The sequence below is a fragment of the Crenobacter oryzisoli genome, from assembly GCF_030385785.1.
GTDB classification, from domain to species: Bacteria; Pseudomonadota; Gammaproteobacteria; order Burkholderiales; family Chromobacteriaceae; genus Crenobacter_A; species Crenobacter_A oryzisoli.
In genome coordinates this window covers 40,217-54,574 of sequence record NZ_JAUEDK010000024.1, presented here as the reverse complement: position 1 = coordinate 54,574, position 14,358 = coordinate 40,217, and the positions used below count along the sequence as shown (strand labels likewise).

General features: G+C 63.8%; 7 protein-coding genes. All 7 read right to left on the bottom strand.

Features of this window, described 5'->3' with window-relative positions:
* Positions 1–19: 19 nt before the first annotated feature.
* Entirely contained in the window at positions 20–1,627 is a 1,608-nt protein-coding gene (locus QU481_RS13935) for a DHA2 family efflux MFS transporter permease subunit (protein ID WP_289830631.1), read from the bottom strand.
* Positions 1,627–2,754 (bottom strand): HlyD family secretion protein, encoded by a 1,128-nt coding sequence (locus QU481_RS13930; RefSeq protein WP_289830630.1) that lies wholly within the window; start codon positions 2,752–2,754, stop codon positions 1,627–1,629. The genes QU481_RS13935 and QU481_RS13930 overlap by 1 nt, the downstream gene beginning before the upstream one ends.
* Positions 2,755–2,878: 124 nt before the next feature.
* Positions 2,879–6,886 (bottom strand): non-ribosomal peptide synthetase, encoded by a 4,008-nt coding sequence (locus QU481_RS13925; RefSeq protein WP_289830629.1) that lies wholly within the window; start codon positions 6,884–6,886, stop codon positions 2,879–2,881.
* Between the two features lie 988 nt (positions 6,887–7,874).
* The gene (locus QU481_RS13920; protein WP_289830628.1) at positions 7,875–8,426 is read right to left on the bottom strand and encodes an ankyrin repeat domain-containing protein; all 552 of its coding nucleotides are present in this window, start codon (positions 8,424–8,426) and stop codon (positions 7,875–7,877) included.
* Positions 8,427–10,181, bottom strand: coding sequence for a LasA N-terminal domain-containing protein (locus QU481_RS13915; RefSeq protein WP_289830627.1), 1,755 nt, complete (start codon positions 10,179–10,181; stop codon positions 8,427–8,429).
* Positions 10,166–11,419, bottom strand: coding sequence for a hypothetical protein (locus QU481_RS13910; RefSeq protein WP_289830626.1), 1,254 nt, complete (start codon positions 11,417–11,419; stop codon positions 10,166–10,168). Before QU481_RS13910 ends, QU481_RS13915 begins: the two co-directional genes overlap by 16 nt.
* The gene (locus QU481_RS13905) at positions 11,416–14,286 is read right to left on the bottom strand and encodes a type VI secretion system Vgr family protein (protein ID WP_289830625.1); all 2,871 of its coding nucleotides are present in this window, start codon (positions 14,284–14,286) and stop codon (positions 11,416–11,418) included. The genes QU481_RS13910 and QU481_RS13905 overlap by 4 nt, the downstream gene beginning before the upstream one ends.
* Positions 14,287–14,358 lie beyond the last annotated feature (72 nt).

Sequence of the window (14,358 nt, the reverse complement as noted above, 5' to 3'; positions counted from 1 at the left end):
TAAATCCTTGCACCGGAGCTTACTTGCCGCCGGCGATCACCCGGTCGGCCAGCCACATCACGGCAATCGAGCCCGTCAGCACGCAACCGAGGATGAAAAAGCAGTCGTTGTAGGCCATGACGTAGGACTCGCGGCGGACGAGATGGTCGAGCGCGACCATCGCCTGCTGCCCGGCGCTGACCGGGTCGCTGCCCTGCGCCACGAAGCGGCCGGTCAGTTGCTCCAGCCGCTCTTGCACCGCGCCGGAAAACAGCGAGACCGACTCGCCGAGCCGGGCCGAGTGAAAGTGCTCGCGCAGGGTGATGGTGGTGGCCAGGATTGCCGTCCCGACCGCGCCGCCCAGAATGCGCGCCATGTTGTACAGGCCGGAGGCCGACGACAGATTGGTCAGCTCGACGCGGTGAATCGCGAAGTTAGACAGCGTCAGCACGATCAACGGTTGGCCGAGCGCGCGCAGCACCTGCGAGAACACCAGCTGGTCGTAGCCGGTGGTGGCGTCCATGGTGGAATTCATGAAGCAGGAGCCGGCGAACAGCAGCAGCCCGATCGAGCAGAGCACGCGGTTGTCGAAGCGCTTCGCGAACGCGGCGGCCAGCGGCATCATCACGATCTGCGGCAGCCCCATCCACATGATCACCTCGCCGATGCGCAACGAGTTGTAGCCGGCGATCTCGGACAGGAACAACGGCAGCACGAAGGTCGAGCCGTACAGCCCCATGCCCGCCGCCGCGCCGACCAGCGACGACACGCCGAAGGTGCGACGCGCGAACAGCGAGAGGTTGACGAAGGGCTTGTCGCGGGTCTGCAAAATCGCCACCCAGGCGACGATGCCAAGCAGGGCTGCCAGCGCGCAGCCGCGGATCAGGTCGGAAGCGAACCAGTCCTTGCTGTTGCCTTCCTCCAGGAACACGATCAGCGAGCCCAGCCCGATGGCCATCGACGCGATCGCCGGCCAGTCGGCCTCGCGCAAGAGCTTGAGCTGCAGCGGTTCGCGGCCGAGGCCATAGGCCAGTCCGGCCAGCATCAGCATGCCCGGCGCCCAGTTGATGAAGAAGATCGACGGCCAGCCGTAGAGGTTGGTCAGGATGCCGCCCAGCGTCGGGCCGAAGGCCGGCGCCATGGTGCTCGACAGCATCAGCCAGGCCAGACCGATGGTGCGCTTGGACGGCGGCAGCCGGGTCAGGATCAGCGTCATCGCCGTCGGGATCAGCGCCCCGCCGGTAAAGCCCTGCAGCGCGCGGAAAACGATCATCGACGGCAGGTTCCAGGCGTAGCCGCACAGCGTGGAAAACACCAGGAACAGCGCGACATTGCCGAGCATGTAGACCCGCGCGCTGAACACCCGCACGAAGAAGGCGGTCAGCGGAATCACCACCACCTCGGCCGCCAGGTAGGAAGTGGTCATCCACGAGCCTTCCTCCACCGTGGCCGACAGCGAGCCGCGGATCTCGCGCAACGAGGCATTGGTGACCTGGATGTCCAGAATCGCCATGAACACCCCGAGAATGGCGGCGAAAATGGCGATCCAGGTGCGCGTGTCGACCGCCGGCTCGGGCGCCGGCGGCGCGGCGGCGGGGGCCGTTGGCGGCTTCAGCGCACCGGCCGCCCGACTCGCTTCGGCCGCCATCAGCGTGCCGCCCCGGCGGCGGGCTTGCCCTGGCGCAGATCGACCTCGACGACCGCCGACATGCCGGGCGCCAGACGGTCGTTCATCGCTTTGACCGCCTTCGGGTCGAGCAGCACTTTCACCGGAATACGCTGCACGATCTTGGTGAAGTTGCCGGTCGCGTTATCCGGCGGCAGCAGCGAGAACTGCGCACCCGAGGCCGGCGAGAAGCTGTCGACCTTGCCGGTGAACTCCTGTCCCGGGAAGGCGTCGATCTTCACCTTGGCCTGCTGGCCGGCGAACAGGCCGGCAAGTTGGGTCTCCTTGAAATTGGCCGTCACCCAGACCCCGTCCTGGACGATCGCCAGGAGCTGTTGGCCGGTCTGGACCCGCGCGCCGACCTCGATGCTTTTCTTGCCGATCCGGCCGTCGACCGGCGCGACGATGCGGGTGTAGCCGAGCTGCAGTTCGGCGTCCTGCAACTGGGCGGCGAGCACCTTTTTCTGCGCCAGCACGGCGGCGCGCGCGGCATCGACCGCGCCGCTCTTGGCGCTGGCGGCCTTGGCTTGGAACTGCTGCGCCTGTACCTCGGCCGTGGCGCTCGCGCGAGCGGCCACCGCGCTGTCCAGCTCCGACGTCGACACCGACTTCAGCTGCACGTCGTGCAGCGAGGTGACCCGGCGGGCCTCGGCGTCGTTGCGCACCCACTGCGCCCGGGCCCGGGCCACCAGCGCCTGGGCAGCCTGCGCTTCGGCATCGGCCTGCTTGAGCTCTTCGCCCATCTGGCGGATCTGCTCGTCGGTCTGGGCAATCTGCGCCTTGATCTGGGCGATTTTTACTTGCTGGTCGGCGGCGTCCAGCTCGACGAGCGGATCGCCGGCGCGCACCAGCTGGTTGTCGGCCACCAGCACCTTGTGCACCACGCCGGCAATGCGAGGCGAGATCACGCTGACATGGGCCGCCAGGTAGGCATTGTCGGTTTCTTCGAAATTATGGCTGCGCCACGCCATGCGACCTGCCACGGCCAGCGTCGTCAGCAGGATGACGGCGAGAATCAGGCGGCGCTTGCGGCTGGCGGGGCCGCCGGGGGCGGGCTTGGCGTGGCCCGGCGGCGCGGTGTCGGTGGGCACGAGCTCAGGTTTGTTCATTCAACGGCTCCGTGAAATATCCGGTGTGCCGCCCGCGCGGGGCGCGGGTGGCGGTTTCTGACGCGGGAAACCCGGGGCCGCCGTGGCGGGCCCCGGGTCGAGCGGTCGCAGGGAGAAAGCCGGCTCAGCGTGCCGGGGCGTCGGCCAGGGCGTGTTCCGCCTCGGCGTCCTGCCGCAGCGCCTGCGCGACGATGCTGCGCAGCGCCTCGCCCTGGAAGATCGAGAAGTGATCCTCGTCCATTGCCACCTGCTCGACATGGCCGCCGTCCGGCACGGCAAAGCCGGCGAGCAGCGGGAAGCGCTGGCTGCGGGTGGCGCGGAACAGGCGCGTCGGCGTGCTGACCGGCTGTGGCGCATGACGCACCAGGGCGTTGTAGTTGGCCTGGTATTCGGCCAGCAGCGCGACGAACTCCTGCGCCGACATCTGCCCGCCGGCGACGCCCGCCTCGCGCAGCACGGCCAGCGCGGCCTCCGGCTGCCGGTTCGCGTCCAGCGCCTCGATGGCGGCGAACGCATCCGGCATCGGCGTGCTACCCAACAGGTCGCGCACGAAGTTATGCAGCGCCGCATAGCCTTCGAGCCGGACTGCCGTGCGGCTCTCGGCCGACTGCCAGCTGTCGATCAGGGTCAGGCCGACCGGAGCGATGCCCGCGGCTTCCAGCTGGCGGGTCATCTCCTGGGCGATCACGCCGCCCATCGACCAGCCGAGCAGGTGCAGGGGCCGCCCGGTCAGTTGGCTGGACAGCGCCTCGATGTAGCGCGCGGCCAGCTCGTCGACCTCGCGGGCAGAACCGTCGCCCGGCGACTGCAGCGCCAGCACCGCCATGCCGTCCGGCACCAAGCCGGTCAGCTCGCGGTAGCACAGCACGTTGCCGCCCACTGGATGCACCACCACCAGCGCGCTGCCCTGGTGATCAAGTGGGCCGTCGCGCAGCGTCACCAGCGGACTGCGGCTGGCCGGCTGGGCGCCGCTGTCGGCCAACAGCGCGGCCTGGGCAGCGATGGTGCCGTGGCGCAGCAAGGACGCCAGCGGCAGGCTGTGGCCGAATTCGCCGGCGATCGCGTTGAGCAGGCGCACCGCCAAGAGCGAGGTGCCGCCCTGCTCGAAGAAGTTGTCGTCGATGCCCGGCGCATCGATGTTGAGCAGCGCCTGCCAGATGTCGGCCAGACGCTGTTCGTCGGCGTTGCGCGGCGCGCGCTTGGCGCGTTCGGCCGGCGGCAGCGCGGCGGCGATGTCGGCCAGCGCCTTGCGGTTGACCTTGCCGTTGGCGGTGACCGGGAGCTGCTCCAGCGCGATGAACTGCGCCGGCACCATATAGTCGGGCAGCGTGCGCGCCAGATGCTCGCGCAGCGCCGTCTCGCCGACCTCGTCGTGTTCCGGCACGTACAGCGTCACCAGCTGGCGGTCCTGGCTGTGGCCTTGGCGCACGATGGTGGCGGCGCTGCGCACGCCCGGACAGCGGTCGAGCACGGCGTCGATTTCGCCCAGCTCGATGCGGAAGCCGCGGATCTTCACCTGGTCGTCGTTGCGGCCGAGGAACTCGAGGTAGCCGCTTTCGTGGTAGCGCCCCATGTCGCCGGTGCGGTACAGCCGCTCGCCGGTTTGTGGATGGGTGATGAAGCTGGCGGCGGTGCGTTCCGGGTCGTTGTAGTAACCCTTGGCCACGCCGATGCCGCCGATGTACAGCTCGCCCGGCACGCCGGTCGGCGCGTGGCGCAGGTCGCGGGTCAGCACGTGGAAGCTTTGGTTGGCCAGCGGCCAGCCATAGGGAATGCTCTTCCAGCTCGGGTCGACGCGGTCGACCACGAAGTAGTTGGACCAGATCGACGCCTCGGTGGCGCCGCCCATGCCGATCAGCACGGTGTCCGGCAGCTGGGCGGCCAGACGGCCCGGCAGGCTGACTGGAATCCAGTCGCCGCTGAGCATCACCAGACGCAGCGAAGCCAGATCGCTGGCCGCGCGCGCGCCGAGGTACTCGATCTGCATCTCCAGCAGCGCCGGCACGGTGTTCCATACCGACACCTCGTGTTCGCGCACCATGCGCGCCCAGTCGTCCGGCGACGGGGTTTCGCTGTACGGCGGCAACACCAGCGCGGCGCCGGTGCCCAGGCTGCCGAAGATGTCGTACACCGACAGGTCGAAGTTGAACGCCGAGATGCCGATCACGCGGTCTTCCGGCGTCAACCCGAAGCGGTCGATGATGTCCTGGATGGTGTTGACCGCGCCGCGGTGGTCGATCATCACCCCCTTGGGCTGGCCGGTGGAACCGGAGGTGAAGATCACGTAGGCCAGGTCCAGCTCGCCTTGCACCGACGGCAGCTCAACCGCCTCGCCGGGCTCGCCGTCGGGCAGCACGTCTTCCAGGATCAGCATGGTGACGCCGGCCGGCAGCTCGAAACCGTCGGCCAGGGCGCGCTCGACCAGCGCCACTTTCACGCCCTCCTGGCCGATCAGCCAGGCCTTGCGCTCGGCCGGCAGTTCGCTGGACACCGGCAGGTAGGCGCCGCCGGCCTGCACCGTCGCCATCGCCGCTGATACTTGGCGCCAGCCACGCCGGGCCACGATGGCCACCAGGTCGTTTCGGCCCACTGCGTGCTCGCGCAGCTGGGCGGCCAGGCGGGTGGTCAGACACCACAGCGCGTCGTAAGACAGGGTGCGGGCATCGCTGATGATGGCCGGGCGCTCAGCGTGCTGGCGACAGGCTGCGGCGAAGAAGTCGTGCAGCAGGCCGGTCGGCAGCGGTTTTTCCGAGGCGTTGGCCGCCTGGCGCGCGGCGAGGTTACGCGCCGGTACGAACGGCAATTGCGGGGTGTCCAGCGTGGTGTCGTCGATCAGGCCCATCAGCTGATCGCCGAAGGACTTGAACATGTCCTCGATCACGCCCGGCTGGAAGGCCTCGACCACGTAGTCCCAGTTTAGCGTCAGCTGCTCGCCGTCCATGTAGACCTGGCAGTCGAGCAGTACCTGCGGGGTCTGCAGGCCGCCGGCGCGGAGTTCCCAGCCCAGATCGACCGGGCTCAACAGCTCGCCCATCGGCAGGCCCAGGGAGCTGGCGAACACCACCGGCATGGCCGGCACGATGCTGCCGCTGCGCCCCATGGCGCGGATCACCTCGACGCCGGCCACCTGCAGGTGCTTCAGGTCGCGGAACATCTTGCGCTGCAGCGCGCGGGCCCGCTCGCGCAGGCCGCCCTCCACGTCCACGGCCTCGACCGGCATGGTGCTGCCGAAGTTGCCGAACACGTGGGCGAAACGGTCGTCGTCGTTCGGCCGATGGCTCACCAGCATATTGATGATGAACGAGGTGTTCTTCGACCACAGCCGCAGCACGTCGGCGTACATCGTGCACAGCAGGCTGTTGATGCTGACCCCGCAACGACGGGCCTGTGCATGCAGCGCCTCGACCTGTCGGGCATTCAGGCTGATGCGGATGCGGCGGAACGTCGACCTCTCCGGAATGGCATCGTGATCGACCAGCGGCAGCTCCGGTGCGTTGGGCAGTTCCTTGACGCGCTCCTGCCAGTATTCCAGCGAACGCTGGTAGCCCTCGCTGCGCATCAGCTCGTGGCGCTGCTGCACGAAGTCGGCGAACTTGGCTGCCTGCGGCTGCGGGGCGCTCCGGCCGAGATAGACGCTGCACATATCGTTCAGGAACAGCCACATCGACATCGCATCGAAGGCGATCAGGCGGAACAGGAAGTGCACGTAATAGCCATCGGCCACCCGGTCGACGAGGCAGGCAAACTGCAGGCCGCGCCCGAACGGCGGCAGCTCGGACTCCAGGGTGGTCTTGCGCTCGGCCAGATAGGCCTTGGCCAGGTCCGCGGTGACATGGCCGTAGTCCTTTACCGGCAGCGCAAGCTGCGCCGGCGGCGGCAGCGGGCGCTGGGTGCCGTCGGGAAGAATCTCGACCGTCAGCGAAGGCTGCGACTGCACCACGGCAAGGATGGCCGACTCCAGCCGCGGCACATCCAGCGTGTCGGCGAAAAAGCAGCGGTGCAGAAACGCTGGCGTGTGCAGGCGGTAGGCCGGCTGTTCGCCAAGCCAGTAGGCGTGCTGCAGTTCGGTCAGAGGGAACGGGGCAGGGGGCGTTTGACAGGCATCAGGCTGTCGGACTGGCAGATTTGTCATGCAGTAGCGATACACGTGGGCTAGGTTATTGGTTATGAATTTTTATAAGTTGACTAATTTATTTATCATTGTTTTGTTACAGCACTTATAAGCCGGCGCGGATTATGCCATCCCTAATCGAGTCCAATCCACTGTTCATTTTTTATGCTATAGGCATTACGTGGCGGTGTTAGATAACAGAACCGGTCGATAGCCAGATCGCCACAGGCCATCCCAGGGATGGCTTTCTTTGATCTGCTGCTGGTATGGCGCATCGCTACATGCGTCATACAGTTTGACAATCTTCGTCCTACAGTCTTGCAAAAGCCGTGCGGCTCAGTGTTGGTTGGTGCTCCTCCATCGCCTCTGGTGTTATGTCGTTCATTGCCAGACAGTCTGTTCAGAAATTCCTGGCTTTGTGTGGATGTCCCCGGGAGGCATGGGAGGCGACCCCTCAGCCGCTCAAGGAGCGAGTCTAGAGAGCTGGTGTCCGAAATCCTGATCGCACAAAAATTCGTTCTTACTTGGCACTAGCGAACCAGCCTCGGCGTGACGTGGCAAAAGGAGAGGGCCATGGAATGGGTTTTTAGCGAATAGCCATAACGGTTGATGAGCTGAGCGGTTTTTTTCTGGATAATCACGATATTTTTCAATTGCTTAGCGTGACTGTTGGGCGCGGTGCAATCGCACGGTTTGCTGCCTGAAAGGTCGGGAATGGGCGGAAATGGACAAAACAGAACCGCTAGGGTGCCGGTGGAGGCTGTAGCGGCTGCTCAGAAGCGCTTGGAGAGGCCCGCTTGGCGTGTGTCGGTTTGGTCGCTCCGATGCTGGATAGGCGCAATTGATCAGAAAAGTGGGTTATATATTAAAATCTTGGCGGTATTGCTTTTGTGCTGTAGCACTTTGCGATGCACCAAATGAAAAGCCGCCCCATGATGCAGGTCGGCTTTTTTTATTTCTGAATGTCAGAGTGATATTCCAAATGACCCACGGAAGGCGGTGCGCTCAATCAACGCTTTTTTAGTGCGGCACGTATCGCAGCTTGTCGCTTGGTTGGTAGCTTGTCGACGTAGTTGATGGCCTTGTGGCCGTATTTATCGGTGTCATCCAGTGAGGCTCCATGAGCCACTAGATAGGCAACGATGGCAGGTGTGGAGTCAAGTACTGCTGCCATCAACACGGTGATCTCGCTCGTGCGAGTAGATGCATTGACGTCGGCTCCCCTCGCAATCAGATCCTCTACGATGCCAAGATCCTTGGCCGCTACTGCATAGAATAGCGGCGTGTTGCCATCGTAACCATCGGCATTGGGATTGGCGCCGGACTGCAGCAGCGCCTGCACAGCGGCACGGTTACGACCATCGATCGCGTAAACCAGTGGTGTCTTGGAAACGTCGTCTAGCGATTGGTTAAGGTCGCAGTGCTGGTTCTTGACGTAGGTGACAACGGCGGGGGCATCGGCATGGCGCAGCAGTTGTCGCCAGCCGTCCTTGTCGCAGGCGGCCAGTGCCTGCTGCGCTAGCAGCAGAGCACCGATACTGAGTAGGAATTTGATTTTCATTCAGAAGCTCCGGAAGGTTTTCACCCAAGTATCGTAGGGGCGGCTGCGCTGCGGAGGAAAGTAGGTCCACGGCGTGTAGTGCAGCTTGGCGTACTCGGAGGCGGTGCGCGGCGTATATAAATAGCCTTCCTTCATCACCTTGGCCTCGTCTTCGCTGACGGCGCCGCCACCACTGCCCACCGCCGCGACTTCGTGGGAGTTGGGGTCGAAATTGATCCTGAATGAGGTGAGCTTGTTCTTGCCGTCGTCGAATTGCTTGCGGTAGATCTGCGCCGATTTGTTGATCGAGGTTTCCACCCCCATTGCCGTCGGCTGGCCACCGGGGCCGACGCCCATCAGCTTGTTGTAACGGCCGTTCTTGGCCCAGCCCTGTTCTTGCTTCATCGTGGCCAGCAGCACCTTGGGATTCAGCTTGTAGTTCTGCGCCGCTTTGTAGACCAGCTCGTCGGCCTTGTAGGTATCGACCAGTACCGGATTGTTGGCCTTGAGAATGCTGCTGATCTGTTCTTGGCTCAGCGCGTTGCAGTCCTCGAACTCGTCGTCCGGAATCGGCTTTTCCAGCGGATTGCGATCCTTGGGCACTTCCATCTTGGAGACCGGCTTGCGTTCCTTGTTGTGGTGCTTGTGGGTCTTGGACTGGGTCTTGTCGATATCGGGTTCTTTATGGTCCGCGTCAGGTCGCGACATGCCGTCGCACAACACTTTGGGACTGATCACGCACAGGTATTTGTGAAAGACGCTTTCCTCCGCCTGCACCGGCGGCAGTTTCTTGGCATCGCCCACTGGCCCCTTCACTTTTACGCTGATCTTGTCCTTGGGGTCGTGGCCGAACAGAGCACCAGTATCGCCATCGTGATCAGTCTTACCAGTGATGGTCTGATTGCCATGGCGGATCTCATACCAGACATCAACCATCGGTTGCAGGATGCGATCCAGGAACTTGACCTGGATCTTGGTCTCGTCGGCGATCTGATGGCCGTCTAGCAGCGCATAAACTAGGGCGCGATTGCCGTCTGTTGCCGGTTTGGCGACCAGTTCGTTATTGATGGTGCCGGCTAGGCTGTAGTCCTGCTCCAGGGTTTTCAACAGCCGGATGTAGTTGTCCAGTCCCTTGACTGTCTGACAGCCTTCACTCCAGTTGCGGGTGCTATTGTTCGGACCTTCGCCGCCGTAGTGGATGTTGTGCTCGTTGGTCGTCGACGGCGCATCCGGTTTGTCCGGGCTGAATTCGTATTCCGGGGCCTTGGCGCTGCCGGTGTTCTGGGCGCGGAAGGCTAGACCCTTGACGATTCTCAGGGCGCGGTAGTTGTGACGCTGGGCGAAGCGGTGGGTCCTCTCCATTTCCGCCAAGCTGGCATGTGCGTGATAGGACGATATCTTGTGGTTGCCCAGCCGGTACTGGTACAGGCCGTTGATCAGCACCCGACCGGCTAGCTTACCGTTCTGCTTGCTGTATGGTTCGGTGTTGAACTCGAACTCCGATACCTTTTTCTGGCCGGACGCATCCTTGTAGACCACGAACAGGGTGTCGTCGAACACCTTGTTGCTGTCTTTCACCACCTTGCCTTTGGCGAGGCCGCGCGCACCGATCAGGTTGACCCGGCCGTTGTCGGTTTCAAACGCGAAGCCGGCGATATTGTTCTTGCCGTTGGCAGCAGCGTGATGCTCGAATAGTTTTTTCAGGATGTCGTACTTTTGCCCCTCGCTGTATTTGCCGAAGTCGAAGTCCTTGTATTTCTCTACCTGGTTGCCCATTGCGCCTCCTGGCTGCCAGCGGGGCCATAGACGTCCAGTTGATAGCCGCCGTTGGTCGGGACGAACTGCAGGCGAGAGTAGGCGAAGAAGAAGTAGGGATTATCCTGTGGCTGCAGATAGGCTTTGTTGAAACCCTCGGCACGATTGGCTTGAAAGGCTTGGGTTAGCGTCAGGCCGGACAGTGCTCGCAGTTGGCCGTGGGGATCTTTGCTGAGGACCAGTTCGTTGTTTGCTACGTCGGTGCTGGACACGCGCAGGTTTTTCTTGCCAGCGGAAATGCTGGACTGGGCATCGCGCAGCGCGATGGAAAAGGGAACCTGGTATTGTTGAGTAGCGGGATCTTTGTGCGTGAGGATGACATCGTCTATCCCTTGTTCTGCTTGGCCTTGCTGCAATTGTGGCGCGGGTCCAGTGCATGAACGGTTGCTCAGCAGCGGCCAAGTGTTTTTGTCGGTGTAGGTGATGCAGCGAGGCGTGTCGTTCAATTTTCGCGCGGCGCTGTCCAAGTCGTGGGAGATGAACTGGGCCAGTCGGTACTCTGCGGTTTTCTGATCTGCCTCTTGGTCAAGCAGTCTGAGTTTGCTGATGGCGAGATCGGTGAACTTGGCTCCGTGCTCCATAGTGGCGATTCTCAGCTCGACTTTGGCGATTTGAGCGCTGCCAGGATTGATCAGTAGCATGCGCTCAGTTGAATTCAGTGGGTTGTCTGACTTGCCGGTGATTCGCTCACCGGTCTGATCAGTGAATGCTATGGTCTTCAGCTCTTTTTTTAGCTGTGGTAGCGAGTATTCGCGCGCATGGTAGCTGAGGGTGAAACGGTGGGTTTCAAAAGGCCTATCATCATTAAGTCGGTACAGACTGACGGTGACATTCTTAGGTGAAGCGTTCTGGAACTGGGTTGCCGCTGACTTGGCGTATCCGGGAGACAGCGCGATGGCGAATAGTGTGCTCGGTTTGGCCAGCGTCAATGTCAATATGGCGGGGTTCTTGATTTCTTCTGCTTGGCGGTACTGTTCTTCTGCGTGGAACACCCAGGCCTTGGCTGTATCCGGGTCGAAGAGGTTTTTAACAGAATACTGGCCGGGTATCGAACTGGCCAGAGTCTGGTTGGCGTGAACTTTCAGCGTATTCCAGCTCAGCTCCACTGAAGTATCTTCCGGCTGGTTGGCTGCGCTGGCTCGGGTGGTAGCTAGCGCAAATATGCTGATGAGAATAAAAGTGTGCGGATGGTTCATCATAGAATTTCCCATTCACCTGACCCGATCAGGGCCTTGATATTGTTGATGCCTGGCAGGTGTATGCGGTCGGTGTGGCCGCTGGCATCAAGAGTGCCGGACGCGAGTTTTTTTCCTGTGTCGGAACAGTAATAGACGTATTTCTTACCGCAGAATTCGGGATGTGACTCAGTGAGTAATTGGGCATCGATCTGTTCTGTGCAGGTGATTTTCTTGTATTGCGGTAGCGCCCAGTCCATTCTCGTCGGCCCGCTCAACGCATGCTCCGCCCCCTTCACGCTCACCGTGCTAGGGCAGTGGATGTCGATGTTGCCGCCGGACAGCTTTATGTAGCCGCCGCCGCTGGTGAGCAGGATGTCCTGCTTGGCGCTGATCAGCACCTTGCCCTTGCAGGATGTGATGGTGATGTCCTTATCCGCCGTCAGCTCCATGGCGTCGCTTTGCGCCTGCAGCTGTACCTTGCCCTTAGCGGCAATCAACTTCAGGCTCACCGCATCCTTCACCCCGGCCACGAACAGGCTGATGTGCTGACCGACGTTATGTAGCCACCTTCTGCCCGAGGTCTGGTTGAGGTCGCGCTGTGCGACCTGGTCGATATTCGTGCCTGCGGCCAACGTTAAGGAGTTGTCGGTGCTGGCAGCCAGGCCGGCTGGGGCGCTGAGGATCAGCAGCGGCTGCTGGCCGGCCTGGTCTTTCGCTGCTTTGCCGTCTTTGTCGGTGTTGCTGCCGGCCTCCCAGGCTTTGAGGGCTTCGGCGTGGTGCTGCAGGTGGCCATCGGTTTTCTTGCCGGCTTTGTTGCCGTCGGCGCCGATCTCGTCCGGGCCGGTCTCCATGCGGTCGGCCAGCTGGCCGGTGGCGGTGTCGGCCAGGCTCTGGCTGAGGCTCAGCGCGGCATCGAGCTGGCTCTGGGCGTGCTCGCGCGCCAGTTGTTTGCCGGCTGCGCCGTGCTGCGCTTCAGTACTGAGCAGCAGGCCATGGGCGGCGCGGATCGCACCGTGCCGGTCGGTCCTGAGCTCGAAGCCGTCGCCGCGCGACTGGCCCTTGCCGTCGCTCCTCGGGTGGATCAGATAGCCCTGGTTGAGCTGGGTCTTGCCGGCTTCGCTGGACAGCTTGGCGCGGACTTCGCCGGGGGTGTCGTCGAACAGCAGCTCGTTGTACTGGCCGCCCTGGTGTTCCTTGCTCTTGATGCCGGACAGGGTCTTATTGGCCGGCAGGCTGCCGGCGCCGCTGAAGGCGGGGGTGGGGTGGCTGCCGTTGTACAGCACGCCGGTGATCACCGGGCGGTCGATGTCGCCCTCGATGAAGTCGACCAGCACTTCCTGGCCGATGCGCGGGATGAACTGGTGGCCCCAGCCGGCGCCGGCGCTGGGCATCGCGACGCGTAGCCAGCAGGACGACTTGTCGTCCATCCCGGCGCCGAGGGTGGGGTGTTCGTCAGGGCGCTGCCAGTGGAACTGCACCTTGATGCGGCCGTGGGCGTCGGTGTGCACCTCCGCGGCTTGTTCTGATCCGGCATCGCGGCCTCGCGGGCCGACCACGGTGGCGGTCTGCACGCCGCGGCTGGTCGGGCGGGCCTGGGTGGAGTGGGCGTAGGCCGGCGGCAGCGGCAGGCCGCGCCGCTGCGCCTGGAAGCGGGTCTGGAACGGTGCGGCGAGCTCGCCGTTTTGTCCTTGCTTGCTGTCTTGAGCGAACAGCCCGGGCGCGGTGGTGCGCAGTTGTTGCGTCAAGTCCCGCGGCAGGTTGTTGCGGGCGGTGAAGCTCTGCCGGGTGACGACGAATTCGCGCTGTTCGGCCGGGTCGGCGTCGTAGGCCGGGTGGTCGTCGAGGCGGAACCAGGCACCGGCGAGCAGGTTGCGCACGCTGCCGGTGCCGTCGAACGACTTGGCCTGGGCGTCGTGCGCCTGCTGGCGCAGCTGGGCGTAGCGGCCGAGCTGCTCGGTGTCGGCGGCGTAGTAGAGCCCCTGCGGGTCGTAGTCTTCCAGGCTGGCCTGCAAGGCGCTGCCGCCATCGCCCTGCTCGACGCACGAGGCATCACCGCTGTGCTGGGTGAGGACCGGCTGGTAGTCGTAGCTGGCCAGACTCACCCGGCCCGGCACGATCTGGCGGCTGCCGGTCCAGGCGGTCAGGCCGTCCTCGGCCTCGGTGGCATCGCTGCGGTGGAAGCGCACCCGGGTGAGCGGCGCCGCCGGCAGCCGGTACGGGTCGTCGCTGACAACCAGCGTCACTTGCGGCATCTTCCCTCGCGACGCTGCGCTACCTCGCTCGGTCACGCCTTCGTTGCCATCATGCACGAAGTGCCAGTGATAGCCCTCTTCATGCAGCAGCCGGACGATAAAGTCGTAGTCGGATTCGCGGTACTGCAGGCAGTAGCTGCGCAGCGACGCCTCGCCGGACAGCGGGAACTGCCAGTGCTGCACCTGGGCGAAACCGGGATTGGCGGCCCGGTGTTCGGCCAACACCTGCGTAACGATGTCGGGGACGGACAGGTCCTGGAACACCCGGCTGGTGCGACGGTGGCGCAGCAGCGCCAGCGGCGGCTCGATGGTCAGGCCGTAGCGGGCGAAGCCACCGTCGCTGCCGAGCGCCTGGGCGGACGACACCACGCCGCAGCGCACCACCGCGGCACCGTCGGCATCCTGCACCGTCAGCCGCACCGGCTGGCCGAGCAGGTCCTTGAGCGCCAGGTCGGTGTCGGGCGACAGGCAGGTGAGCTGGTAGCGGTAGGCGTCGGACAGCGCTTCCTCGCCGTCGAGCTGCTGCGGCAGCAGGGCGTCGGCCCAGCGGCGGCCGTCGCCCAGTTGCAGGGTGAGGAGGCGCTGGTCCTGGCTGAAGGCGGCGGCGAAGCTGGCGAGCAGGTCGGGGAGGAGCATACGGTGATGTGCGGCCAGTCAATGACAATCGAGTATTGTAGGTTGTTTTTGATTGGTTATGTCGATTGCATG

Excerpts from the sequence above, each read along its gene's own strand:
- QU481_RS13935 (WP_289830631.1), bottom strand. The coding sequence starts at position 1,627 with ATGGCGGCCGAAGCGAGTCGGGCGGCCGGTGCGCTGAAGCCGCCAACG.
- QU481_RS13930 (WP_289830630.1), bottom strand. The coding sequence starts at position 2,754 with ATGAACAAACCTGAGCTCGTGCCCACCGACACCGCGCCGCCGGGCCAC.
- QU481_RS13925 (WP_289830629.1), bottom strand. The coding sequence starts at position 6,886 with ATGACAAATCTGCCAGTCCGACAGCCTGATGCCTGTCAAACGCCCCCT.
- QU481_RS13920 (WP_289830628.1), bottom strand. The coding sequence starts at position 8,426 with ATGAAAATCAAATTCCTACTCAGTATCGGTGCTCTGCTGCTAGCGCAG.
- QU481_RS13915 (WP_289830627.1), bottom strand. The coding sequence starts at position 10,181 with ATGGGCAACCAGGTAGAGAAATACAAGGACTTCGACTTCGGCAAATAC.
- QU481_RS13910 (WP_289830626.1), bottom strand. The coding sequence starts at position 11,419 with ATGATGAACCATCCGCACACTTTTATTCTCATCAGCATATTTGCGCTA.
- QU481_RS13905 (WP_289830625.1), bottom strand. The coding sequence starts at position 14,286 with ATGCTCCTCCCCGACCTGCTCGCCAGCTTCGCCGCCGCCTTCAGCCAG.